The 25,123-nt window shown below is 37.0% G+C and carries 23 protein-coding genes; 14 read left to right on the top strand and 9 right to left on the bottom strand.

Translation table 11 applies throughout. The features are described 5' to 3' along the window. Positions 1-26 precede the first annotated feature (26 nt). The 6 genes from ACJ5H0_RS06715 to ACJ5H0_RS06690 all read right to left on the bottom strand — a co-directional run bounded on the left by ACJ5H0_RS06715 (position 27) and on the right by ACJ5H0_RS06690 (position 6,905). A complete protein-coding gene (locus ACJ5H0_RS06715; protein ID WP_273648519.1) occupies positions 27-1,061 on the bottom strand; it encodes a phosphotransferase enzyme family protein in 1,035 nt (344 codons plus the stop codon). Beyond that, positions 1,052-1,963: a nucleotidyltransferase family protein gene (locus tag ACJ5H0_RS06710; protein ID WP_273648518.1), complete on the bottom strand. Its 912-nt coding sequence runs from the start codon at positions 1,961-1,963 to the stop codon at positions 1,052-1,054. Before ACJ5H0_RS06710 ends, ACJ5H0_RS06715 begins: the two co-directional genes overlap by 10 nt. Next, positions 1,953-3,344 (bottom strand): Gfo/Idh/MocA family protein, encoded by a 1,392-nt coding sequence (locus tag ACJ5H0_RS06705; protein ID WP_411248312.1) that lies wholly within the window; start codon positions 3,342-3,344, stop codon positions 1,953-1,955. The genes ACJ5H0_RS06710 and ACJ5H0_RS06705 overlap by 11 nt, the downstream gene beginning before the upstream one ends. A gap of 99 nt (positions 3,345-3,443) precedes the next feature. Then, complete coding sequence (locus ACJ5H0_RS06700) at positions 3,444-4,517, bottom strand: serine hydrolase domain-containing protein (protein ID WP_273648516.1); 1,074 nt, start codon at positions 4,515-4,517, stop codon at positions 3,444-3,446. Positions 4,518-4,607: 90 nt separating this feature from the next. After that, complete coding sequence (locus ACJ5H0_RS06695) at positions 4,608-6,143, bottom strand: M61 family metallopeptidase (protein ID WP_411248310.1); 1,536 nt, start codon at positions 6,141-6,143, stop codon at positions 4,608-4,610. A 69-nt stretch (positions 6,144-6,212) separates the two neighbouring features. Next, positions 6,213-6,905: an AIM24 family protein gene (locus ACJ5H0_RS06690; protein ID WP_172279256.1), complete on the bottom strand. Its 693-nt coding sequence runs from the start codon at positions 6,903-6,905 to the stop codon at positions 6,213-6,215. Positions 6,906-7,083: 178 nt separating this feature from the next. Here ACJ5H0_RS06690 and queA point away from each other — a divergent pair, with 178 nt between their 5' ends. The 5 genes from queA to ACJ5H0_RS06665 all read left to right on the top strand — a co-directional run bounded on the left by queA (position 7,084) and on the right by ACJ5H0_RS06665 (position 12,331). Next, complete coding sequence (gene queA / locus ACJ5H0_RS06685) at positions 7,084-8,133, top strand: tRNA preQ1(34) S-adenosylmethionine ribosyltransferase-isomerase QueA (protein WP_172279254.1); 1,050 nt, start codon at positions 7,084-7,086, stop codon at positions 8,131-8,133. 99 nt (positions 8,134-8,232) lie between these two features. Further along, a complete protein-coding gene (gene rlmN / locus ACJ5H0_RS06680; RefSeq protein WP_172279252.1) occupies positions 8,233-9,267 on the top strand; it encodes a 23S rRNA (adenine(2503)-C(2))-methyltransferase RlmN in 1,035 nt (344 codons plus the stop codon). A gap of 75 nt (positions 9,268-9,342) precedes the next feature. Further along, complete coding sequence (locus ACJ5H0_RS06675) at positions 9,343-10,269, top strand: sterol desaturase family protein (RefSeq protein ID WP_411248308.1); 927 nt, start codon at positions 9,343-9,345, stop codon at positions 10,267-10,269. A gap of 236 nt (positions 10,270-10,505) precedes the next feature. Further along, a complete protein-coding gene (locus ACJ5H0_RS06670; protein ID WP_411248307.1) occupies positions 10,506-11,279 on the top strand; it encodes a hypothetical protein in 774 nt (257 codons plus the stop codon). Positions 11,280-11,353: 74 nt separating this feature from the next. Then, positions 11,354-12,331 (top strand): polyprenyl synthetase family protein, encoded by a 978-nt coding sequence (locus ACJ5H0_RS06665; protein WP_172279246.1) that lies wholly within the window; start codon positions 11,354-11,356, stop codon positions 12,329-12,331. A gap of 209 nt (positions 12,332-12,540) precedes the next feature. On the opposite strand, the gene ACJ5H0_RS06660 is transcribed toward ACJ5H0_RS06665, so the two are convergent. Then, on the bottom strand, positions 12,541-12,834 hold the full coding sequence (locus ACJ5H0_RS06660; RefSeq protein ID WP_172279244.1) for a hypothetical protein: 294 nt from the start codon (positions 12,832-12,834) through the stop codon (positions 12,541-12,543). Positions 12,835-12,971: 137 nt separating this feature from the next. Between ACJ5H0_RS06660 and ACJ5H0_RS06655 the strand changes: the two genes are divergently transcribed. After that, entirely contained in the window at positions 12,972-15,404 is a 2,433-nt protein-coding gene (locus ACJ5H0_RS06655; RefSeq protein WP_411249489.1) for an alpha-ketoacid dehydrogenase subunit alpha/beta, read from the top strand. Positions 15,405-15,540: 136 nt separating this feature from the next. Here ACJ5H0_RS06655 and ACJ5H0_RS06650 read toward each other — a convergent pair whose 3' ends face one another. Both ACJ5H0_RS06650 and ACJ5H0_RS06645 read right to left on the bottom strand, forming a co-directional pair. Next, on the bottom strand, positions 15,541-15,702 hold the full coding sequence (locus ACJ5H0_RS06650) for a bacteriocin-like protein (protein ID WP_172279240.1): 162 nt from the start codon (positions 15,700-15,702) through the stop codon (positions 15,541-15,543). A 179-nt stretch (positions 15,703-15,881) separates the two neighbouring features. After that, the gene (locus ACJ5H0_RS06645) at positions 15,882-17,084 is read right to left on the bottom strand and encodes a C1 family peptidase (protein WP_411248303.1); all 1,203 of its coding nucleotides are present in this window, start codon (positions 17,082-17,084) and stop codon (positions 15,882-15,884) included. Positions 17,085-17,294: 210 nt separating this feature from the next. Here ACJ5H0_RS06645 and ACJ5H0_RS06640 point away from each other — a divergent pair, with 210 nt between their 5' ends. From ACJ5H0_RS06640 to ACJ5H0_RS06605, 8 genes are all read left to right on the top strand, one after another. Beyond that, on the top strand, positions 17,295-17,798 hold the full coding sequence (locus ACJ5H0_RS06640; protein WP_172279236.1) for a GbsR/MarR family transcriptional regulator: 504 nt from the start codon (positions 17,295-17,297) through the stop codon (positions 17,796-17,798). 142 nt (positions 17,799-17,940) lie between these two features. Next, complete coding sequence (locus tag ACJ5H0_RS06635) at positions 17,941-18,753, top strand: DCC1-like thiol-disulfide oxidoreductase family protein (RefSeq protein WP_411248300.1); 813 nt, start codon at positions 17,941-17,943, stop codon at positions 18,751-18,753. Then, positions 18,746-19,432: a DUF2071 domain-containing protein gene (locus tag ACJ5H0_RS06630; RefSeq protein ID WP_411248298.1), complete on the top strand. Its 687-nt coding sequence runs from the start codon at positions 18,746-18,748 to the stop codon at positions 19,430-19,432. Before ACJ5H0_RS06635 ends, ACJ5H0_RS06630 begins: the two co-directional genes overlap by 8 nt. A gap of 16 nt (positions 19,433-19,448) precedes the next feature. Further along, on the top strand, positions 19,449-19,898 hold the full coding sequence (locus ACJ5H0_RS06625; protein WP_411248296.1) for a DUF2071 domain-containing protein: 450 nt from the start codon (positions 19,449-19,451) through the stop codon (positions 19,896-19,898). A gap of 41 nt (positions 19,899-19,939) precedes the next feature. Continuing rightward, positions 19,940-20,254 carry an NAD-dependent epimerase/dehydratase family protein gene (locus ACJ5H0_RS06620; RefSeq protein WP_411248294.1) on the top strand — a complete coding sequence of 105 codons (315 nt, stop codon included), beginning with the start codon at positions 19,940-19,942 and terminating at the stop codon, positions 20,252-20,254. Positions 20,255-20,281: 27 nt separating this feature from the next. Continuing rightward, complete coding sequence (locus ACJ5H0_RS06615) at positions 20,282-20,833, top strand: DUF1731 domain-containing protein (protein WP_411248292.1); 552 nt, start codon at positions 20,282-20,284, stop codon at positions 20,831-20,833. Between the two features lie 84 nt (positions 20,834-20,917). Continuing rightward, positions 20,918-22,459, top strand: coding sequence for an alpha-L-fucosidase (locus ACJ5H0_RS06610; RefSeq protein ID WP_411248290.1), 1,542 nt, complete (start codon positions 20,918-20,920; stop codon positions 22,457-22,459). Then, entirely contained in the window at positions 22,459-25,119 is a 2,661-nt protein-coding gene (locus ACJ5H0_RS06605) for a glycoside hydrolase family 3 N-terminal domain-containing protein (protein ID WP_411248288.1), read from the top strand. The genes ACJ5H0_RS06610 and ACJ5H0_RS06605 overlap by 1 nt, the downstream gene beginning before the upstream one ends. The last annotated feature ends 4 nt before the right edge of the window (positions 25,120-25,123 follow it).

Genomic DNA, 25,123 nt, shown 5'->3' with positions numbered 1-25,123 from the left:
AACAACATCATCATAAAATGGACACTTTAATCCACCTTTAAATAACTGCGTAAACCCCTGAGAAGCTCAAGCTGGTTCTTCGTACGGTCGAGATTATGCTCCGGATAGGTTGTAGAATAATAAGTGCTTCCATTTAAATAATCTGTAAGAAAACGAAGCCCCTGAATGTAGATAGCCACCTGTGCGGAATAATCAAGATTTTCAAACTCGTCAGGAGTCAATAGATCCTTAAGATGAAATAGAAAGCCCTCTTTTACCGATTCGAAAATTTCTGAATTGAAATTATTTTGAGCTGTTCCATCATCTTCATTAGTGGTATTGGTGTATGATTGGATCATGGTTCCAAAATCATAGAGAATAGTAGAAGTCATGATTGTGTCCAGGTCAATTATAGCCATTGGGTCATGGTTCTGATCAAAAAGAATATTACTGATTTTCGCATCTGCATGAACAATTCTTTTGGGGAGTTGGCCATTATTTTGCATTTTGATCCATTGATCAGGTAACCACAACAATTGGTTCATCATTTCTATTTCAGCTTTTGCATTTTCTTTTAAAGAAGATGATCCGCTTTCTAATGAAATTTTATAGTCGGTAAGTCTCTTTTCAAAATTGAGAAAATCGGGTAATGGATCTTCAATGATGGGAAGACTTTGCGTATTAATGATGCTAAGAAAATAACCCACAGCTCTTGCTGCCTTGGAAGCTGTTTCTGCTGAAGGAACAGTAAGAAAGGTAATGCTGTTATCAATGAAGCTGGTCATTCGCCATGAATCTCCATTTCCATCCCTGATTAAAAACTCCTCTGAAGACGAAGCAATCGGTTGTGTCATTTTGAAATGATATTGACCCTCTTTAAGAATCTTATTTATTTTCAAATGATTGTTGATAACCTGCTCCGGCCTTTTAAAGACTTGTGTATTAATCTTCTGTAAAATATACTTTTCCCGGTTTTGATTATTTTCTACACAATAGGTAGTATTGATCAAACCGTTATTGATCTGAGTAACTGTACAGTTGTCAGTGCCTATAAATTTTGAGATAATATTCTTCAGCTCCATAGATCTTCAGGGTATCGCTGGTTTTGGATTTCTTTTTCAAGGTAACTTTTTAGAATAATTTTATCATCGGGATAGGTCATTCCCAACCAATGAGATGGCGAGGTTCTGACTGCAATTTTGATTGTGTTCTCCTCGTTCATTTTCTGCAGAGCAGTAGGAATATAAAATTCTTCTTTGGGTTGTGGATTGGATGTAATAAAATCCTTAAAATAGATTTCTAATGAATCGAATATAATGGGATGGAAAATAAAATAATTCATAGAAACCAAAGTATCTGGTGCTACTTCTATGTCTTTCCCGTTTTCATCGGTATAGACAATAGTATTATTTTCTTTTCGGATGGAAGTCTGCTCTTCTACTTTTAGCAAAAAATGATCATCATCCACCGTGCAAATACCTCTGGCTACCGTACCATTGTTACTTAACGTGGTAGAAAGCGGATAGGCAATGAGTTCAAATTGGGAATCAGAAACATTTTGATTGTCGATTTCACTCGATGCTAACTGATAAACTTCTTTACCGTAAAAATCGTCTGCATTGATCATTACAAAAGGTTCACTAATATATTCTTTTGCACAAAGTACGGCATGGCCTGTTCCCCAAGGTTTTTCCCGGGACGAATAATCATACCCTGAAGGAATGTATTTATCCATATCCTGATAGACCCATTGCAACTCAAAGTTGTTGGTTTTGGAAATGTTTTCCAGCCTTTCTATATAGCTTTCAGGGATGAAACGATTAATAATAATCACAATTTTATTGAAGCCGACCATTAGAGCATCATAAATAGAATATTCCAGAATAGGAGAGCCATTGCCCAATATTCCATCTACTTGTTTAAGGCCTTTATAGCGGGTGCCTAAGCCTCCGGCTACTATGAGAAGTGTTTTTTTAGAATTCATCTGTCATTCCGAATATAGGTTTACGATTTTTCCATTGTCCTTTTGTGAAATCAGGGATCTCAACAACCTGTCCTCCTTTAGCAATTGATTTTTCGCTGAGCGGTGTGATTGCATACCAGGTGGCAAGATCATATACATCCATAGGGAATTCTATATTACGTTTTATACATTCAATAAAGGTGTTCATAACGAAAAAGTCCATTCCACCATGTCCTGCGCCAGTTGCTTTGCTTTCAAATTTCTTCCACATCGGATGGTCGTAATCTTTGATCCATTTCTCGGTATTATCCCATTTATGGGTGTGATTCATTATCTTTTCAAAATAAATATGTCCCTGATCTGCGCCTCCTGATCCGAAGTCCTGCCAGATTCCGTCAGTTCCCTGCACTCTGAATCCAAGATCATAAGGTCTCTGTAAGCTGGTATCGTGTGTCAGAAGAATAGTTTCTCCGTTAGCACAAGCTATTTGTGTCGTAACGATATCACCCTGGTTAAACTTCACTTTGGCATTAGGATGGTTGGCTCCACCTTTCGGATGTTCCACAATATACTGATGCAAGCCGAGGGATTTTGAAGAAAATGAAGATAAGCGTGTTAATCGGTTTCCACGATTAATATCCATCATAACGGAAACCGGACCAAGGCCGTGGGTAGGATAAAGTTCTCCATTTCTTTTTACATAATGTTCCGTTCTCCATTTTGCTTCGCTAAAACCCTTTTCCCCGAATTCGGCTCCGGAATTGTAAGGCGTAACACCGTCATTAAATAAAACCCCGCGAAGATCATGCTGATAACCTCCTCTTCCGTGGACCAATTCTCCAAACATTCCTTTACGGACCATATTCAGGATAGCCATGATATCTCTACGGTAACATACGTTCTCCATCATAAAAATGGGAACTTTTGTTTCCTCATAAGTTTTTACGAATTCCCAGCAGTCATCCAGTTTAATGGCACCGGATACTTCCATTCCAACAATTTTCTTAGCCTTCATCGCTTCAACTCCCTGTGTAAGGTGCCATTCCCACGGAGTAGCGATAACAACCGCATCGATGTTGCCAAGTTTCAGGAGATTTCTGTAATCATATTCTCCATTTGAAAATTCACGGGCTTCCGGTTTACCATTGCTTTTTAAGATTTTCTGGCTGGCAGATAACATAATTGGACTAGGGTCTGCAAAAGCAACGATCTCAACATCGTCCCTTTTAGCCAATAGCTTTACATGTTCCTGTCCCCGTAATCCGACTCCTATAAAACCAACTCTTACTTTTTTATCAGATACAAAACCTTTTGAATAGGCAAATAAAGAATGAGGTAAAACAAGTGCTCCGAATGAAGCTAATGCAGTTGTTTTGATGAAGTCTCTACGTGAATTATCCATAAATGATATTTTTGATTAAATATGTTATTTAAATTTAAAGATATTAAAATATCAATAACCAGTGAATCATTTTACTCTTAAAATTGATTTTATTTTTATTTATTGTCCGTAATATGCACTTATTAGCCTCTCTCTCATTTTGTTGAGGTAGTTGATGTTTTTGGTATTGGACAGAATAATCACCGTCAGGTTTTTTTCAGGTAAATGCACCCAGTTCGCACTATGTCCGTAACCTTCACCCTGACGTTCTACAAATAGGGTAGTCATATTTCCGAATTTTTTAGGATAAACCCAAAAGCTAAAAGCAGTATCCCCAAGCTCCTTATAAGGAGTAAGCATGGTGTCTACAGTTGATTTTTTTAATAAAACATGATTGAAAACGGCCTGGTCAAAGGTTAAAAGATCTTTGGGAGTGGAGTATATGCCCCCGGCCGTATAAAAATTGTCGATATAGGTGTTGGTTGGGATATGAAGAGCAAATGGGTCCGAATCTGTTTCCGAATATCCGTCATCTATATTCTGGATAATATCATTGTGGTGCAAAAGACCTGTATTATTCATTTTAAGAGGAACCAGGATCTGCTCTTTCAGAACTTCTTCAAAAGATTTACCATATATATTTTCAATAATTTTTCCAAGCAGGATATAATCACCATTGTTATAGCTGAATTTTGTTCCGGGTTTATCGATCAGTTTTTCAGAGAGAAAGGTTTTGATAAAATCATCCAGGTTCCAAATTGTATTGTCATATGCCTCGTGAATGAGTTCCGGAGAACTTATGTCCTTATTAAATCTCCCGCTGCTATAGGTTAGAAGGTTTCTTACGCTTGCTTTTTTAGCGGCTTCCCCTTTGTAATCCGGAAGATAAGTTGCAATGGGAGCGTCCAGGTTGATTTTACCTCTTTCATATAGCTGCATGATCAGGACTGCAGTAAATGACTTGGTGAGAGAAAATATATGAAATCTGGTTTCGTCTGAAAAGCTGATGTTATAATGTCTGTTGGATAATCCTTTATACGAAAGTAATTCGGTCCTGCCATTCTGGGCAATCAGAACTGCTCCGTTGAAATTATCATTTTTCACACTGGAATCAATTACTTTTTCCACATTTGAAATTTGAGAATAGACCACATTTATTGCTAATAAAAGAAATGTGGTAAAGGTTTTTTTCATAGTAAACAGTTTTAATAAAGAACAATTTTTGAAACTCAATATTTTTAATCCATGAGGAAAAGTATTTTCGGTGAGCTACCTACATATAACTTATTGGCCGATCCAGGCTTTTCTCAATGCGATTTGCTTCGGATCAGGATAAGCTAAGGCGGTAACCTTTCCCGTAGTGTCATCATAGGTAAAACCGGCTTTGGCAAGGTATTCTTTTAAAGGAAGCGGTTTTGTTCCTTCTACATAATCCCTGAAAAAATCCCGGATTTCCGGAAAAGTCATTTTTGTAATTTCATCAAATAAATCATTGTCATTGAAATAGCGATCCTCTCCATATTTTTGCATAAGGCGTTGCATCAGATCCTGGGTTCCCGTTTTTCCACCCGAAAGCTCACGCAATCTGATGTCCAGGCATAACCCGATTAATGGCCCTTTCTGATAAACGTTCATGTACTGGTCCTGTTTTTCCATAGCGTTTTTACTCAGATCGGTAAAGGACAAATGAGGATCAAACTCCTTCATACCGGCTATCTTTTCTTCCAGCTTTTTTTCGAATTCAGGAATACCCATCATCTTTTGCTTTATGGGCATGTGTATCGTTGCGTATTCCGTCATACCTTCATACAGCCAGAGATGTTTCGACATCGAAGGATTTAAGAAATCATAATGCTGGATTTCCCCTGAATGAATATGAAGCGGAGTGATAATGTGGAAAAACTCATGGGAGGCAACCCTGTCCAATGCATCCGGCAGATAGCCGATATTCCCGGAAAGATAAAGACATACGGTCGACCTGGAGTGTTCGAGGCCATCTCCCATAAACCCTTTTTTATCTGAAGATTCGTAATAAATCAGAAAAGCATACTTTTCGACAGGCAATTTTCCACCCAGGTAGGCCTGTTGATTTTCTAAAATCGTCTTTATATGATCTGCTATTTTTTTGGAATAATGCCGTTCCTTTTTATTGTAAAATGATACAAGCACCTCAGTGGTACCTATTTTTAACCAGGTCGTATCAGGAACGCAATACAGTACAGGAGAATCTACCAGGTTTCTGTAATCTTTTGCCCGGACGATGTCCGTACTGTCATTTTTTCTTTTGTAATCCAATGCAGAAGAAGCATAAAAATCTTTATTTTTCTTAATGCTGATTTCGTATGGTTTATCCTTTATTTCCTCAAAGTAACCTACCAATGAATTATAATTGATCACAAAAACACTGTCTTTTTTAAAAGTACTTCCTGCTGACTTTGCTCCTTCTGTATGCTCATTTAGGGAATCCCATCCATCGGCAACACGATAGGATATCTTTTTTACATGCCTGAGATCATGGATTAACCAGCTGTTGGTATCTAAGCGTTCCGTAACCACTTTTTTCCCTTTTTTATTGATTGCTGTAACATCGGAAACATATTGCCCGAAATTCAGGGGCTGATAAAATCCGGGAACGAGTTTGGGTATAATAAACTTACCTTTTTCCAGCTTATTTTTAGGTGGAGTAAAAGAAACCGTCACCTGGTCATTATCCGTATGAATAAGATCGATATTGTATTGATAGTTTTTCTTTGACGATTGGGCAGTTGCCAAATTGGGAAAAAGAATCAGTGCAAAAAATATTTTTAAAAGATTTTTCATTTTATTTTCGGCGTTAAAGCTTAATAAAAATATGAAGTTAATTTTGTTTATAGCCCATTATAGACATTATTATTTTTCTATTGCATATACTTCTTCATAGGGCTGGATTAGAACCCATCCGTTTCCTGAAAACTTCATCTGAAATTCTTCACCACTTCCTCTACCCATCAGGCTTTTAAAAGAAACATTCGTTTTAAGTTCAGGAGTTAAATTCCCGGACCATGCAACTGTGGCATTAGGATCTGTGAAAACAGGGTTTTCAGGAGTTACCATAAGCGTTAAAGGTTCTCCGTGGGTTGTAATAGCCACATGTCCCGTTCCGGAAAGTTTTACCTGAAATAATCCGCCCGACAGCATTCCTGCAATACTTTTAAGCATGGTAATATCACTTTTTATACTTTGTTCATGGGCCAGGACATCGTTGCCGTTCACACACAATGCTTCATTATTCAGATAAAGGATACGTACTTTTTTTCCTGAATCAGCTACATACAGTTTTCCTGTGCCTTCTGCCTTCATTAATCTCGTACCTTCACCACTGATTGCTTTTTTCAGAAGATTTCCGATACCTCCTGCAAGCATGCCTTGCCTTTCAAAATTTATATTTCCGATGTAGCCCACCATACTTCCCCTTTTAGTCCAAACCGATTGATTGGTAAGGTTTATCTCTAATAGCTGAGGTTTTTCAAGTTCAAAATAGTCCCGCTCTTCAGGATTTTCTTTGGTTTCTTTAATGAATGATTCTAACGAATATTTGCTCATAATTAATCAATTTTGTGCGACCAAATTACATCTTTTTCAGACCAAAATATATAGTAATTATTAACCATTTGACAGCTTTATCAAATAAAGCTTGACAAAGGGGTGTTCAATGTCGTATATTTGCACACCGAAAATTACACCAGTAATTTCAATAATTTTTAAACCGTAATTTAAAAAAATGAAAACATCCGATTTTAATTTTGACCTTCCTGATGAACTATTGGCAGAACACCCGTCCGAGCATAGAGATGATGCCAGACTTATGGTTCTTAACAGAAAAACCGAAACTATAGAACACAAGTTGTTTAAAGATGTAGTGGATTATTTCGATGAGAAGGACTTGTTTATTTTCAATAATACTAAAGTTTTCCCTGCGCGTCTTTATGGAAATAAAGAAAAGACAGGTGCTAAGATTGAGGTATTCCTTTTAAGAGAGCTTGATAAAGAAACACGTGTTTGGGACGTATTGGTAGATCCTGCAAGAAAAATCAGAATTGGAAACAAATTGTTCTTTACAGAAGATGAATCTTTGGTAGCTGAGGTTATCGATAATACCACTTCAAGAGGAAGAACTTTAAGATTCTTATTCGATGGTTCTTATGAAGAGTTCAGAACAAAATTAAAAGAATTAGGAGAAACTCCGCTTCCAAAATATATCAAAAGAGCTGTAGAGCCTGAAGATGCTGAAAGATACCAGACGATCTATGCAAAAGTAGAAGGAGCAGTAGCAGCACCGACTGCAGGATTACACTTCTCCAAACATCTGATGAAGAGATTGGAGATCAAAGGAATCGATTTTGCAGAAGTAACTCTTCACGTAGGTCTGGGAACATTTAACCCGATCGAGGTTGAAGATCTTTCCAAGCACAAAATGGAATCTGAAGAAATCATCATTGATGAGAAAAATGCTGCAATCATCAACAGGGCAGTAGAAGGACACAGAAGAGTATGTGCTGTAGGAACTACAACAATGAGAGCATTGGAAACTTCTGTTTCTTCCAACAAAAAAATCTCTGCGTTCAACGGTTGGACAAATAAATTCATCTATCCGCCTCATGAATTCGGAGTAGCCAACTCAATGATTACAAACTTCCACACTCCAAAATCTACATTAATTATGATGATTGCGGCATTTGCTGGAAGAGATTTTGTAATGCATGCATATGAAGAAGCCGTAAAAGAAAAGTATAAGTTCTATTCTTACGGGGATGCAATGCTTATTTTATAATAATTTTAAATGATAGATTATAAATTTTAGATTAAGCCCTAACTTCGTTTGGGGATTTTAATCTAAAATTTATAATTTAAATCTATATTCAACTCTATTTTGAAAGATATTCGAACTTTATCACTGGACCAGCTTAAAGACTACTTTTTGACTTTAGGAGAAAAACCATTTCGCGCGAAACAGGTTTATGACTGGTTGTGGAGTAAAAACCTCCATTCTATTGATGAGATGACCAATCTTTCAAAACAGCTTCGTGACAGAATTTCAGCAGAATATACCATCAATCCGGTATCTGTGGACCTGCTTCAGAAAAGTAAGGATGGAACCATTAAAAATGGGGTGAAACTTCACGATGGTCTTATGGTAGAATCTGTTCTGATTCCTACTGAAACAAGAACTACCGCTTGTGTTTCCTCACAGGTAGGATGTTCGTTAAACTGTGAATTCTGTGCTACCGCAAGACTAAAAAGAATGCGAAATCTTGAAGTCGCCGAGATCGTGGATCAGGTTGCACTTATTGACAGTCAAAGCAAAATGTATTTCGACCGCCCTCTTACCAATATCGTTTTTATGGGAATGGGAGAGCCAATGATGAATTACAAAAATGTGGTAGAAGCGATCCGGAAAATTACCCAGCCTGAAGGTCTGGGGATGTCTCCAAGGAGAATTACGGTTTCTACTTCCGGGATTCCAAAGATGATCAAGATGCTTGCCGATGATGACCTTAGGGTAAAACTGGCATTATCGCTTCACTCTGCAATAGAATCCAAGAGAAACGAAATCATGCCTTTTTCAGATAAGTTTCCTTTAACTGATATTATGGAGGCTCTTCAATACTGGTACAAAAAGACCGGCAACGTGATCACTTTTGAATATTGTGTGTGGAAAGGCATTAATGATGGTGATGAAGATATCAAAGCGCTGATCAAATATTGCAAGCAGGTTCCTTCCAAAGTTAATCTTATCCAGTACAATCCGATCGGTGATGGTAAATATGACCAGTGCAATAAACAGGCAGAAGAAAATTATGTTCGTCAGCTTGAAAATGCAGGTATCACAGTAATGATCAGAAAAAGCAGAGGTGGAGATATTGATGCCGCATGCGGACAATTGGCCAATAAGACGACCGATTAAAATTTCCTTAAAAAATTATCCAAAATGGGACTCTGATTTTCAGAATGTCCTACCTTTGTACAAAAATTAGTAACGATGAATTACTTTTTGGGCGAAGATGGACTAGAAAATGTCTATGCCTGGGCAATTCCCTTTCATGCCACCGTAATTTTAGCTGAAATGATTTATAGCCACGTTTCCGAGGCTAAACTATATAATAAAAAAGATGTAGCAACAAGCGTTTTTTTAGCTCTTCTGAATTTTGGTTTGGATCTGGTAATGAAGGTTTTTGCAATGGGAGTGATGTTTTTCTTTTACAATCACCGTCTTTTCTCTTGGGATTTCACCATCTGGTACTGGCTGATCTGCTTTGTTATCACGGATTTTGCATATTATGTGCTTCATTATGTAGACCATCATTCCAGGGCTTTCTGGGCAGTTCATATTACCCACCACAATTCCGAATACTTTAACCTGACAACGGGATTCAGGAGTCCTGTTTTACAACCGTTGTACCGGTACCTCTATTTTTCTCCGCTTGCCTTTTTAGGATTCAATCCATGGCATATTATGGTAGTGTACGCTATCGGACAGGTATATGGAACATGGGTTCATACGCAAACGGTAAAAAAGATGGGTTTCCTGGAACATATTCTGGTGACTCCATCCCATCACCGTGTACATCATGCATGCAACATCAAATATCTCGATAGAAATATGGGAATGTGCCTGATCATCTGGGATAAAATGTTCGGGACTTTTGAAAAAGAGGATCCGAATATTCCTGTGAAATACGGGATATACCCTAAAATGCCCGATGACAGACCTGATACGGTACTGTTCTATGAATGGCGAAAAATATGGAAAGATATCAAACAACCGGGATTGAAATTCTCAGACAGGATCAATTATATTTTCAATTCTCCCGGCTGGAGACATGACGGTACAGGAAAGACGGTAAGGCAATATCAGAAAGATTACTTTGCAAAGAAAATCCGCAAACAACATAAAAAGTCAGCATAAATTTTTTCAAACAACTTTTTTAATCAGTAAAACGGGCCCAAAAGCCCGTTTTATTTTAGCAATATGATAAGTGCATCGTTTACAGCATCAATTTTGCTATGCTAAACCGGTAAATTAGTATTTTTATTCAATGAAAAAGGTTATCTTCATCTTTGTATTTCTGTTTTTTCAGACTTCATTTTCCCAACAGACAGATTTTCTTAAAATAAAAAGGTACAGAACAGCCTTTTTAGAAGATGAGGTTAAAGAAACATCCGGATTGGATTTTTTTTAATGGTAAACTTTATACTTTTAATGATAGTGGTAATAGCCCGGAGCTTTTTGAAATAGACAAGGGCTCAGGAAAGGTGTTGAATATCCTGAAAATTAAAGCTAAAAATAAAGATTGGGAAGCGCTTACTCATGATGACTCTCATTTCTATATCGGAGATTTTGGAAATAATACAGGAACAAGAAAAGACCTTGAAATTTATAAAGTTCCTTTTTCTAATGGCAGGATGGAAAACGACTCTATTAGAACCCTTTCTTTTTATTATCCTGAACAAAAAGAATTTGTCCCCAAAAACACCAATAATGATTTCGATGCGGAAGCTATGATTTATTTGAATGGTAAACTGCATATTTTTACCAAAGAATGGTCCGCAAAAGCTACCTCACATTATACCATCGATCCAGAGGCGGGTGAACAGCAGAAAGCTGAAAAAATAGAAACTTATAAAACAGGTTTTGTAGTAACTGATGCTGCTTATTTTGATCATAAACTCTATTTGGTTGGATACACCAAAAAAACAGAAGTTTTCCTTGATATTTTTAATGAAACTGAACCGGGAATCTTTTTTAAAGAGAGATTAAAGCACTATTATCTGGGAAGTGCCACCTCAATCGGGCAGATCGAAGGAATTGCCGTAGATGAAAAAGGAGTCTATATTTCCGGGGAGAAATTCCGTTATCCACTTGGAACTGTAAAGCAGAGTCTGTATTTTATTCCAAAAGAAGAATTCAAAGATTGAATTTTCTACTAAAATTGCTTGAAAAAAATTATCTTTGTGAATATTAATTATTATTTACCCATCACTCACAGATTGTGGCAAACATCGTAGAAGAAATCAAGCAACCGATCAATGAAGAAATGAAACTTTTTGAACAAAAGTTTTATGAATCTATGCAAAGTAAAGTTCCTTTACTGGATAAAGTGACACGTTTCATTGTTACGACCAAGGGGAAGCAGATGCGTCCTATGTTTGTATTTCTTTGCGCAAAGTTGGTAGGTGAAGTTACAGAAAAGACCTATCGCGGAGCCTCGATGATAGAGTTGATCCATACCGCAACGTTGGTCCATGATGATGTAGTGGATGAAAGTTTTAAAAGAAGGAATTTTTTCTCTATTAATGCTTTATGGAAGAATAAAATTGCAGTATTGGTTGGGGATTATCTCTTATCGAAATCAGTTCTGTTGTCTACCGACCATAAAGATTATGATTTACTTTCTGTTATTTCAAGGACCATCAGGGAAATGTCTGAAGGAGAGCTTCTTCAATTGGAAAAAGCCAGAAAGCTTGATATTACTGAAGATGTTTATTATGAAATTATCCGTCAGAAAACAGCAACCCTGATTGCCGCCTGTTGCGAAATAGGTGTTTTGTCAAATAACGCTGATGAAAAGCTCGCAAAAAGAATGCAGGACTTTGGAACTTATACCGGAATGGCTTTTCAGATTAAAGATGACCTGTTCGATTATCTAAGTTCAAATGTTATCGGGAAACCGGTGGGGATTGATATTAAGGAACAGAAAATGACACTTCCTTTGATCCATACCCTTACAATAGCAAGTGAAAAAGACAGAAAATACTATCTCAATACGATCAAACGCTATAATAATGATCAGAAGCGTGTAAAAGAGCTCATCGCTTTTGTTAAAAGCTCGGGTGGGCTGGATTATGCTATCAGTGTAATGAAAGATTTCCAGCAAAAAGCGAAAGACCTGCTTAATGAATTCCCCGATTCAGATGCTAAAAGATCACTCCACAGCATGCTGGATTATGTGATCGAAAGAAAATTCTAAGAGGGTCGGTACTTTTTTATCTCCCGTAAATAATTAATCCTTAAAGCGGTTTCTTGTTATTGTTCTCTGTAATTGCCATCTATTGGGAAATTCTATAAATGCTTTTATAATCAGATTATCTTAAAATAAAGTGAATTTGATTATATGGCCTAAATATTCATTTATATTCAACTCTACTTAATGTTTATCTTTCAATTTGGGATAAATGATTACATTATTCTTATGGTTACGATGATAACTGCCAGGACTATGCAGAATAAAGCAATTAAAAATAAATAATCCGCAATGTTCTCAAACTTGGTTTCTCTTTTTTCATTCTTCGTTCTAATAGCCAGAAATGAAAAAAAACAACTGCAGGCAAAAAGTATACAAGCAACACCTGCAAATTCGTCCAGATACGTACTACCACTGATTTTAGTGATTTTCAATGAAGTGATTATAATCAGAGAAAATCCTAAAAGATTGCTGGATGCATTTAATATATGAGGTGATTTTTTTTCCATTTATACAAATTTATTTAAAATAAAACACAATTTGCCTTATTATCAAATTTTTAAAAAAGATTATTAAAAATTAAAATTAATTTAAAAAGTGTATATTAGCAAAATACTTCTAGAACTAAAAATTTTTATATTTGGCTATGCAAACAACCTATATTGAAACACAGAAGATTTCCTTTCAAGATTTTAAAAATCAAATACTTGAAGACTATAAATTAGGGAGAATCTCTCGTGAAATGTCTTACCTGGGGAGAAGAGAAGTTCTTACAGGAAAAGCTAAATTCGGGATCTTCGGTGACGGTAAAGAATTACCACAGCTGGCAATGGCGAAAGTTTTCAGAAATGGCGACTTCCGTTCAGGATATTACAGGGATCAGACCTTTGCTTTGTCCGTCAATGCGTTAACGGTTGAAAGCTTTTTTGCACAGCTATATGCAGATACCAGCGTAGAAAGAGAGCCGGCATCAGCAGGAAGACAGATGAACGGGCATTTTGCAACGAGAAGCTTACATGAAGACGGGAGCTGGAAAAACCTTATGGCTCAAAAGAATATTTCTTCTGATATTTCTCCTACAGCAGGACAAATGCCTAGATTGTTAGGGTTAGCTCAGGCTTCTAAAATATATAAATCAGTACAATTTGAAGGTTCTGAAAAGTTTTCAAACAATGGAAATGAAATAGCTTTCGGAACAATTGGCGATGCTTCCACAGCAGAAGGCCTTTTTTGGGAAACTCTGAATGCGGCTTGTGCGCTTCAGGTTCCGATGATCGTTTCAATCTGGGATGATGGGTACGGGATTTCTGTTCCTACTAAAAACCAGAGAGCAAAGGCGGATATCTCTGAAATGCTAAGTGGTTTCCAGAGAAAAGAAGGAGAAAACCAGGGATGCGAGATCATTCAGGTAAAAGCGTGGGATTATCCTGCATTATTGGATGCCTATGCAAGAGCTGAACATTTTGCAAGAACTGAAAGTGTTCCTGTAGTTGTTCACGTCATTGAAGTTACGCAACCACAAGGACACTCTACTTCAGGATCTCACGAAAGATATAAGAATGAAGAACGTCTTTCATGGGAAGCAGATTTTGACGGGTTGGTCAAGTTCAGAGAGTGGATTCTCAACTATTCCATTGAAATTGAAGGAAAAGAAGAGGTGATTGCAACTGCAGAAGAGCTGGATGCCATCGATGACGAGGCTAAAAAGACAGTAAAAGCCGGACAGAAACTGGCTTGGGAAAACTATCAGAAAACCATTTCAGACCTGTCAAAAGCAGTTTTACCTTTGGTGGAAAACCTTAAAGGTCAAAATGCAGAAATAGAAAATTACATCACTCATTTTAATAAATTAGTCTCAAAAGCTAAAAAAGATATTTTCCACTTGGTAAGAATGTCTTTACTGGCAACAAGAGGAACCAATACTCCTGAAAGAAACCAGTTAATACAGAAGTACAATGAGATCCTGGAAGTAGAAAAAGATAACTATTCTTCTCATCTGTATTCTCAGTCTCAGTGGAAGGCCGAAAACGTTAAAGAGATCAAGCCTGTATATTCAGACAGCTCAGAAGATGTGGACGGAAGAGTAGTGGTAAGAAACAACTTTGATAAAATTTTTGAAAAATATCCTGAAACCCTTGTATTTGGAGAAGATGCCGGAAACATCGGTGACGTAAACCAGGGACTTGAAGGCATGCAGGAGAAATATGGTGAAGTTCGTGTTGCAGATACGGGAATCCGTGAAGCGACTATTTTAGGTCAGGGAATCGGTATGGCGATGAGAGGTTTGAGACCAATTGCCGAGATCCAGTATTTAGACTATATCCTATACTGCCTGCAGGGAATGAGTGATGATCTGGCAACAGTTCAGTACAGAACAAAAGGAGGGCAGAAAGCACCTGTAATTATCAGAACAAGAGGGCACAGATTAGAAGGGGTATGGCATTCAGGTTCTCCGATGGCAGGAATTCTTAATCTTTCAAAAGGGATTCTGGTATTAGTGCCAAGAAACCTTACAAAAGCTGCAGGATTCTATAATACAATGCTTCAGAGTGATGATCCGGCAGTAATTGTTGAGTGTCTGAACGGATACCGTTTAAAAGAGAAGCAACCTGATAACCTGGGAGAGTTTACTGTTCCTGTCGGGAAGATTGAAGTAACGAAAGAAGGAAAGGATGTAACGTTAGTAACCTATGGGTCTACATGGAGAATTGTAATGGAGGCAGCAGAAGAGCTGGAGAAATTAGGAATTTCTTCAGAGGTTATTGATGTTCAGTCTTTAATTCCTTTTGATTTAACAAACGAAATTGCTGAGAGTGTGAAGAAAACCAACAGATTGGTGGTGATCGATGAAGATGTGGAAGGAGGAACTTCAGCATTTATTCTACAGCAGATTTTGGAGAAGCAAAAAGCTTTCAGATATCTTGATTCTGATCCTTTAACAATTGCCGCAAATGACCACCGTCCTGCTTATGCAAGTGATGGAGATTATTTCAGCAAACCTTCTGCAGATGATATGGTAGAAAAGATCTATGCGATGTTTAATGAAACCAATCCTCAAAAATATCCGGCGATATTTTAAGGACAAAAAAATATACAAAAAAGCTTCCGTGTTACACGGAAGCTTTTTTTGCATTATTGATCTCATTTAATTTTAATTCAGAATTTATTATACAAAAAATCCCCGGAAAATTTGGGGATTTTAGGTGTAGAATCAATTAATCTTCAGGACAACTGCTTGATCCTGCATTACATGTCCAGTAACCCGGAAATCCGTTTTTGGGACGATGATAACAAGCTATTCCTTCTGTGCAGTCCGGTGGATTTCCACCACTAATTCTTTTTAATTCGGATTTGGATAATTTTTTTGAATTTTTCATATTGCTTTAATTTGTTGATTAGATTACAAATATAACAGTTTTGGTTTCACTCTTATTGGATTTATGACTAATCAAATAGTTCTTATACATATTAAAAAACAGCTTCTGGTTTACAGAAGCTGTTTTTTAACCGATTAAATATTTAAAATTGTCATCAAATGACAAAGTGATTTTGTTAATTATAAACCGATATTTTTGGTAGGTTTTAATTGTCTTAAAATATTTTTTGGGATGGCATTCTTATGTACAAGAATAGCAGTCGACTTATATTCAACGTATGGTCTTGTTACATAGATATATCCTTCAAAATCATTGGTAACACCCCATGAGTTCTTTACCATATAATATTCTTTTCCGCTTTGATCTTTTGCTAAACCTACGATATGCATACCATGGTCATCCGTGGTTGAAAGGTTGTTAAGAGCTTTCTGACGCATATCTTCTGTGATCGCTTTGTCTTTTTTCGGTTCTGTAAACAATTCTTTTTTTACTTCAGGAGTGATCTGGTCAAGATCTACATCCGGAACATAAGCCACTCCGTTTTTATATGAAAAATAAGGTTCAGATACATCTGTTGCCCAACCTATAGAATATCCTTTTGAAATTGCATTGTCAACAATTGCAGTCATATCTGTCATCGGAATATTCCAGTCAGAATCATGGCTCCAGTTATCAGGAATCGGGTTTACAAATTTCTGGAAATAAGGATAATCTTTGTAAGAAGATAATTCTACATAATCTTCAGGATTGATTCCTACGACCTCCTTAGCAAATGTTTTCGGAGTGTAGGATTTCCCCTCATATGTAAAGTTAGTCGGAACTTTTCCAAGGTACTCATCCAGAATAACATCCACAGAAGACATCCAGTTGTCGGAAAGTTTTCCTTTAGATGAAGCCTGAACCAAACTATCTAATACAGTCTTTAATTTACCCTGCATTTCCTTGAAGTTGTTGGTGGTTTGTCCGGCTTTCAATCCTGTATACACTTCCTGAGGAACTGCACCGTACTTTTTGTACATATTGATTACATCGTGCAATTCACCTCCGTCTCCCCAACTGATAGCTCCGTTATTTAAAACATATAATTTTGCTTTGTCATGGTAAGAGTTTCTTGCGGTAAAGATTTCTGCCAGGTCTACAGGTTTTTTACCCATACGCTGCATTTCAGACTCAAGAAAAGAGTTCCCCGAGTAGCTCCAGCACGTTCCTGAAGATCCCTGGTTTTTTACTGAAGTAGCACCAACATCTTTAAGAGTCGTAAATTTAAAGTTAGCATTTTGGGATTGATTGTTTTTCAACTTGTTGATCAAGTCATCCTGTGCGAACATCATACTTCCTGCAGACAAAACAAAAAGTAATGAGGCAATTTTGTTATATTTCATTACTAAAAAGATTATTATTGAATAGTCGTTGTAATACAAGATTTGTTACAAAGGAAAAGGTTAAATTTTAAATTGGAGTTATTGGGGTGAAAAAGTAGGAATTCTATGTTACCATAATCAAGATAAAAACTTTAAATTTAATTTTCAAAAATTATTGAAAGTTCGAAAATTATTATTACATTTGTAATAGAAATTCAAGAAGAGATCAACATGCAACTATCAGAAGCGAAGGAAAAATATATTCAGACATGGGGAACATTTGCTACCAATTGGGGGATTAACCGTACAATGGCGCAGGTTCATGCATTGCTTTTGGCAAGTGGAAAGCCATTATCAACAGATGAGGTAATGGAGCAGCTTGAAATTTCAAGAGGAAATGCCAATATGAATTTACGGGCTTTGATGGACTGGGGAATTGTAAAAAAGGAATTTGTAAAAGGAGACCGGAAAGAGTATTTCATTGCTGAAAAAGATGTGTGGTTTCTGTTTAAGCAAATCACAAAAGAAAGAAGAAAAAGGGAAATCGAACCGGTAATTTCTTTTTTAGAAGAATTAAAGAATATTGAAGACCGTGATTCTGATGAAGCCAAAGAGTTTATTAAGTTGATGGAAGATTTTAGTTCGGTTACGGGAAAGATTAATAATATCATGGATCTCGCGATCAAAAGTGATGATCATTGGTTGGTAGGAAAGATCACGAATCTATTAAAATAAGGCTAAAAAGGACAGTATTCCTTTTTTATTTCAAATAAACTTTCAAAAATTATTGAAAATATAATAATTATGAAAAATTTAATCATTCATTTGTTTTTGATTTTGTACTTCTCGAAAAGAAAATCATTTTAAAATTAAGGATATGAAAACTCTAAAGAACCAGACCCTCATCTACGACAATGAATGTCCTATTTGTAATATTTACTCTAAAGGTTTTATACAATGTGGAATGCTTGATGAAAATGGGAGAGAGGCTTTTAGTGAATTGAGTGTTAAGAGCAGATCGGTTATTGATTATAAGCGGGCAAAAAATGAAATTGCGTTGATTGATCATAGCACAAATGAAGTGATATACGGTCTGGACAGCCTGCTTGCTATTATTGGAAACTCATTTCCGGTATTGGAGAAGATAGCGAGAATACAACCTTTTTACTGGTTTTTCAGAAAGTTATATTCTTTTGTGTCATATAACAGAAAGCAGATTATTCCATCATCTAAACCTTATACAGAAGAGTCATGTATTCCCGATTTTAACATGAAGTACAGGATCGGATACATCCTGTTTGTGGTGATTTTTTCCTCCTGTATTTTAAGTGTATTTGTTACAAAAACGGGATTTGGTTTTAACCGGAATTTTTTAAGGGAATTGGCCATTTGTTTAGGGCAGATCGCTTGGCAAACTGTTTTTTTAAAGGCCTACCTGAAAGATAAAATATGGGATTATATCGGAAATATGATGACTGTTTCCCTGATCGGGACCCTGCTTTTATTGCCTGTTCTCTTTACAGAATTCAATTCTCTATTTTATATTTTTTACTTTGGAATTGTGGTTTTCATGATGCTTCTAGAGCACATAAGACGTTGCAAAATATTGAAATTGAATTTTATTCCGTCCATAAGTTGGATTATTTACAGAACTATTGTCTTGATCACTTTATTGTATTACTATGTCTAGAATTTATTTAAAAACAATCATTAAGGCAGACATCTGTAAAGTTTTTGATCTATCAAGGGATATTGATCTGCATCAGCAATCAACATCCGGTACAGACGAGAAAGCTATTTCCGGACGTATGCACGGACTTATTGAACTGAATGAAACGGTAACATGGCGTGCAAAGCATCTGGGAATATATCAGACGCACACTTCAAAAATAATCAGTATGGAAAAGCCTCTGGAGTTTACTGATGTTATGCTGAAAGGAACTTTTAAATCATTAAAGCATCAGCACCTTTTCAAACAGGAAGGAAATTACACGATCATGACCGATATTTTCGAATTTGAATCTCCTTTGGGAATGATCGGTATGCTGTTCAATTATTTTTTTCTTAAAAATTACCTCAAAGATTTTTTAGTAAAAAGAAATGAAATCATCAAAAAAAAATGCAGAATTATGAACTTTTTAAAGGCTGAATGGCGCAAACTGGCAATCATCAATTATGAAATAGATCCTGAAATACTGATAAAATACCTTCCTGAAGGTACGGAACTTGATTTCTATAAAGGGAAATGCTATATAAGTCTTGTAGGATTTATGTTTTTAAATACCAGATTACTCGGTTTACGCATCCCTTTTCATCGCAACTTTGAGGAAGTTAACCTTAGGTTTTATGTAAAAAAAAAGAGAAAATAATGCATGGAAAAGAGGAGTGGTCTTTATTAAAGAGATTGTTCCGAAACCGGCCTTAAGCTTTATTGCAAATGCTATCTATAATGAAAATTATAAAACGCTGCCGATGAAAAACGCAATAGCAAAAAAGGAACACGAAATGTTGGTTACATATTCATGGAAAGATAAAACATGGCATTCTATGGAAATTACTGCAGATCTTCAGGTACTTCCTATGGAATCTGATTCTGAATTTGAGTTCATTACCGAACATTATTACGGATTTACAAAAAATGATAATAAGACTTCCGAGTATGAAGTTTGCCATCCTCAATGGAAATATTATCTGGTAAAAGATCATCAGTTGAAGATAGATTTTGAAAGACTCTACGGAAAAGATTTTAAATTTTTAAACATTCAGGATCCTCTGTCTGTAATGCTTGCAGAAGGTTCCGAGATTAAAGTGAAAATAAAAAAATATATTGTCTGAAACGGAGTTCAGAATAATTAACCCTCTAAAAACCTAAATTTATGAAAATCATTATTGCAGGCGGTACAGGATTTCTTGGTGAAAACCTGAAAGAGTATTTCCGTACGAAAGGAAATCAGGTCTATATTTTAACCAGAAAGCCTAAACATGAACACGAAATGTATTGGGATGCAACCCATATCGGCGAGTGGTCACATAAGCTTGAGAGCTGTGATGTCCTGATCAATCTTACAGGGAAATCTGTTGACTGCAGGTATAATGATAAAAACAAAAAAGAAATTTATTCCTCAAGAATTGAAAGTACAAGAGTTCTTCAAAAAGCGGTAGACCAATGCACTGACAAACCGAAAATATAGCTGAATGCAAGTTCGGCAACCATTTATGTGCACTCTGAAAAGAATCTGAATACAGAAGAAAACGGAGTTATAGGAGATGATTTTTCGATGAATATCTGTAAAAGCTGGGAAAAGGAATTTTTTGCGGTGCATCATGATGAGATAAGGCAAGTGGCGTTACGTACTTCTATAGTAATGGGGAAAAACGGAGGCGCTTTCCCAAAACTTTGCCAGGTTACAAAACTAGGGTTAGGAGGAATACAGGGAAGAGGGAATCAGCATGTTAGCTGGATTCATATTGAAGATTTTTGTCGTGCCATTGAATGGATTATACATCATGAATACATTTCAGGTTGTGTTAATGTGACCGCTCCTCAGCCTTTAACTAATGAAGAATTAATGAAAAAACTACGGAAACGTTTACGAATTCCGTTTGGAATTAATTCCCCTGTGTGGCAACTGGAACTGGCGTCTGTATTTCTCAATACAGAAACAGAATTATTACTTAAAAGCAGAAATGTATATCCGGAAATACTGATGAAAAATGGCTTTCAATTCCTCTACCCTGATATTGATTCTGCCTTACAGAAACTTATCTAGGTTAGAAAATCCATAGAGGACTAGTTTTAATAAGCTAAAAACAGAAATTTCATCCGTGGAGAGAAAATGTTTTTAAAACCCTGAATGTTTAAAAGCTCTGGAGTTACTCATCAGGACTCATACAGGGAAGTAATTTTTGCGAGTTTACAGCAGGATGATTACATTAGCAAAAAGTATTTTTTTATGCTGATTCCACAAAAAACTAAAACCTTTTTTCTTTCATCACTTTTCATATCGGCAACCTTTCTTTCACAGGCCCATAATGTTTCAAAAGGCTATGAGAAGCCAACGGACCCTTTGGTTGTGAAAAACCTGGAAGAATGGCAGGATCTTAAATTCGGACTGTTTATGCATTGGGGAACCTACAGCCAATGGGGAATTGTAGAAAGCTGGAGTCTATGCCCGGAAGACGAATCGTGGACTCAGCGTAAGCCCGAACACGGAGAAACATATAATGAATACGTGAAGAATTATGAAAATCTTCAGACAACATTCAATCCAACTCAGTTTAATCCCCGGAAGTGGGCTGATGCAGCTAAAAAAGCGGGAATGAAATATGTAGTTTTTACAACGAAGCACCATGATGGATTTTCCATGTTTGATACGAAAGAATCTGATTACAAAATAACGTCTGCTAAAACTCCTTTTTCTAAAACTCCCAAAGCAGATGTTGTACAAGAAATTTTTACCACATTCCGTAAAGAAGGATTTAAGATCGGAGCTTATTTTTCTAAACCCGACTGGCATTCCGATGATTATTGGTGGCCTTACTTTCCTCCAAAAGACCGGAATGTAAATTATGATCCTAAAAAATATCCGGAAAGATGGGAACGCTTTAAGATGTTTACCTGGAATCAGCTCAATGAGATTACTTCAAATTATGGTAAAATAGATATACTGTGGCTGGATGGTGGCTGGGTGCGTCCCTTTAAAACAATTGATCCTGCTGTAGAATGGCAAAGAACCATTAAGGTGGAACAGGATATCGATATGGATAAGATTGGTAATATGGCCCGGAAAAACCAGCCGGGAATCATTATCGTAGACCGTACGGTTCCCGGAAAATGGGAAAATTATGTAACTCCGGAACAGGCAGTGCCCGATCAACCTCTTTCAATTCCCTGGGAAAGCTGTATTACCATGGGAGATTCTTTTTCTTACATACCTGATGATCATTATAAGTCTTCCCAAAAGATCATTGAAACCCTCATTAAAATCATTTCAAGAGGAGGAAACTATCTGATGAATATTGCTCCCGGTCCTAATGGGGATTATGATGCTGTGGTATATGAAAGGCTGAAAGAAATATCCGGTTGGATGGATAAGAATGGGGCAGCTGTTTTTGCAACAAGAACCTTGGCTCCTTATCATGAAGGGGACTTTTACTATACCACGAGCAAAGACGGAAAAACGGTGAATGTATTCCATACCGATGAAAAAACAAGTTATGCAGCTCCTTCTGACCTGAGTTTTTCAGTCCCTGAAAACTTTACCCCTAAATCCCTGAAAATTCTGGGTATTGATTCAAAGGTACAATGGAAGCAGAAAGGAAACAGAATTGAGGTACACCTGCCTTCAGAACGCAAACAGCTTATGTATTCAACTGTAATTCAACTACAGAAATAATGAAGTTCCGTTTTCGATTTCCAGGAATCGCTTTGCTATTAAGTCTAAGCTTTGTTTCCGCTCAAAAACCACTGTATAAAGATTCAAAACAACCTGTTGAGCTAAGGGTTCAGGATCTGCTCAAAAGAATGACGCCTGAAGAAAAGTTCTGGCAGTGTTTTATGATTCCTGGAGACCTGGATCATGTTTCCAAAGATCAGTACCGGCATGGGATTTTTGGATTACAGGTGAGTGCCACCAATCAAGGGGATGGTGCGACCGGACAAATGCTAAAATATAATGCAGATGAAGATGCAGAGAGACTGGCGAGAAAAATCAATAGTATTCAGAAATATTTTATTGAAGAATCAAGATTGGGAATTCCGATTATTCCATTTGATGAAGCTTTACACGGTTTAATGAGAGAAGGCGCTACGGCCTTTCCACAGGCCATTGCTTTATCTTCATCTTTTAATCCAGGGCTGATGAAGGAAGTCTCCATGGCGATTGCAAAAGAATCGAAACTGAGGGGAATACGTCAGATCTTAACTCCTGTAGTTAATTTGGCCAGTGATGTGAGATGGGGCAGAACAGAGGAAACATATGGAGAGGACCCGTTTTTGACCTCCGTGATGGGAACCGGTTTTGTAAGCTCATTTGAAAATACAGGAATCATTACGACGCCTAAACATTTTCTTGCGAACGTGGGGGAGGGAGGAAGAGATTCTTATCCTATCCACTGGAGCAAAAGATATCTGGAAGAAACCCACCTTATTCCGTTTTTTAAAGCATTTACAGAGGGAAAAAGCAGATCTGTAATGACTTCTTATAATTTGCTGGATGGAAGACCTGCCACAGCAAACCACTGGTTGTTATCAGAAAAATTGAAAAAAGAATGGAATTTTAAAGGATTTGTAATCAGTGATGCAAGTGCAGTTGGTGGTGCTAATGTATTGCATTTTACGGCAAAAGATTATGAGGATGCCTCAGCTCAGGCAATTAATGCAGGTCTGGACGTAATTTTTCAGACGGATTACGAGCATTATCGATTATTTATTCCACCATTCCTGGACGGAAGAATATCTCAGGAGAGAATAGATGATGCTGTTTCGCGGGTACTGAGGGCTAAATTCGAACTCAGACTATTTGACGATCCATACATATCCGATAAAGATATTGAGGGCTTAAAAAAGCTTAATTATACAAGTCTTGCTGAAAAAGCTGCAATAGAGTCTTTTGTTTTGCTTCAGAACAAAAACAACACACTCCCTGTTTCCGGAAATGCAAAAAGAATCCTTTTAGTAGGGGCTGATGCGACGGAAGCCAGATTAGGCGGGTATTCAGGACCGGGAAATCATAAGGTGAGTATATTGGAAGGCATTAAGAACTTTTGCTCAAAGAAAGGGATTGAGGCAGTATATGCTAAAGGAATTGAGCGGAATGTGAAAGATGTACTGACTGTTCCCGCTGAATTTTTATCTTTTGGAAACCAAAAGGGCTTGAAAGGATTTTATTTTTCAAATAGTGAATTCAAAGGAAATCCTGCATTTGAAAGACAAGATGAACAGATTAATTTTAAATGGACTTTGTATTCTCCTGATGTGGAAAAGCTTCAGCCGGATAATTACAGTGTGCGTTGGACCGGGCAATTAAAAGCTCCGGATTCAGGCAAGTATCGATTGGGCCTTCGTGGAAATGATGGTTTCAGGTTATATCTGGACGGCAAACTGGTTGTAGATCAGTGGGAAAAGCTAAGCTATTCCACTCAAACCACAGAAGTAGATTTTGTTAAAAATAAAAGTTATGATCTTCAGATCGAATTTAAAGAAAACAGGGGCGAAGCTCATATAGAACTGATATGGAATTATGGTGTAGAAGATCAGAAAAAGAATTTTAATGAAGCCTTAGAACTGGCAAAAACGGCAGATCATATTATTGTCGCCGCAGGAATTCATGAAGGTGAGTTTCAGGATCGCTCATCTTTAGCCCTTCCCGGAAATCAGGAAGACTTTATTCATCAGGTGTCGAAGTTAAGTAAACCGACTACCGTGGTCTTAGTCGGAGGTTCAGCAATAAAAACAACAAAGTGGAAAGATGAGGTCGGAGCTATTTTAGATGTATGGTATCCTGGAGAGCAAGGGGGAAATGCAATCGCAAAAGTTCTTTTTGGGGACGAAAACCCATCCGGAAAACTGCCGGTTACGTTTCCACAGGAAGAAGGGCAGCTTCCGTTAACGTATAACCATCATCCTACCGGCAGGGGAAATGATTATTATGACCTGAGTGGCGAGCCATTGTATCCCTTTGGATATGGATTGAGCTATACGACTTTTGAGATTTCGGATTTACAATTGAACAAGACCCAATATCACACAAACGATACCATTACTGCAAAGGTTACTATTAAAAATACCGGAAAGGTGAGTGGAAGCGAAGTTATCCAACTCTATGTAAGAGATAAATTGGCTTCAGTTTCCAGACCTGTTCTTGAATTAAAAGGATTTCAGAAAGTATATCTGAAACCGGGAGAATTAAAGAAGGTATCTATAGAAGTTCCCGTAAAAGATCTGAAGTTTTTGGATGAGAAAATGAACTGGATCGTAGAAAAGGGGACTTACCGTATTATGATTGGGAACTCTTCCAAAAATCTGACTTTAAAGCAGGATGTTGAAGTTCAGTAATTTA

The sequence above is a fragment of the Chryseobacterium proteolyticum genome (assembly GCF_046591535.1).
Classification (GTDB): Bacteria; Bacteroidota; Bacteroidia; order Flavobacteriales; family Weeksellaceae; genus Chryseobacterium; species Chryseobacterium proteolyticum.
This window is presented reverse-complemented; position numbering and strand designations above follow the sequence as displayed.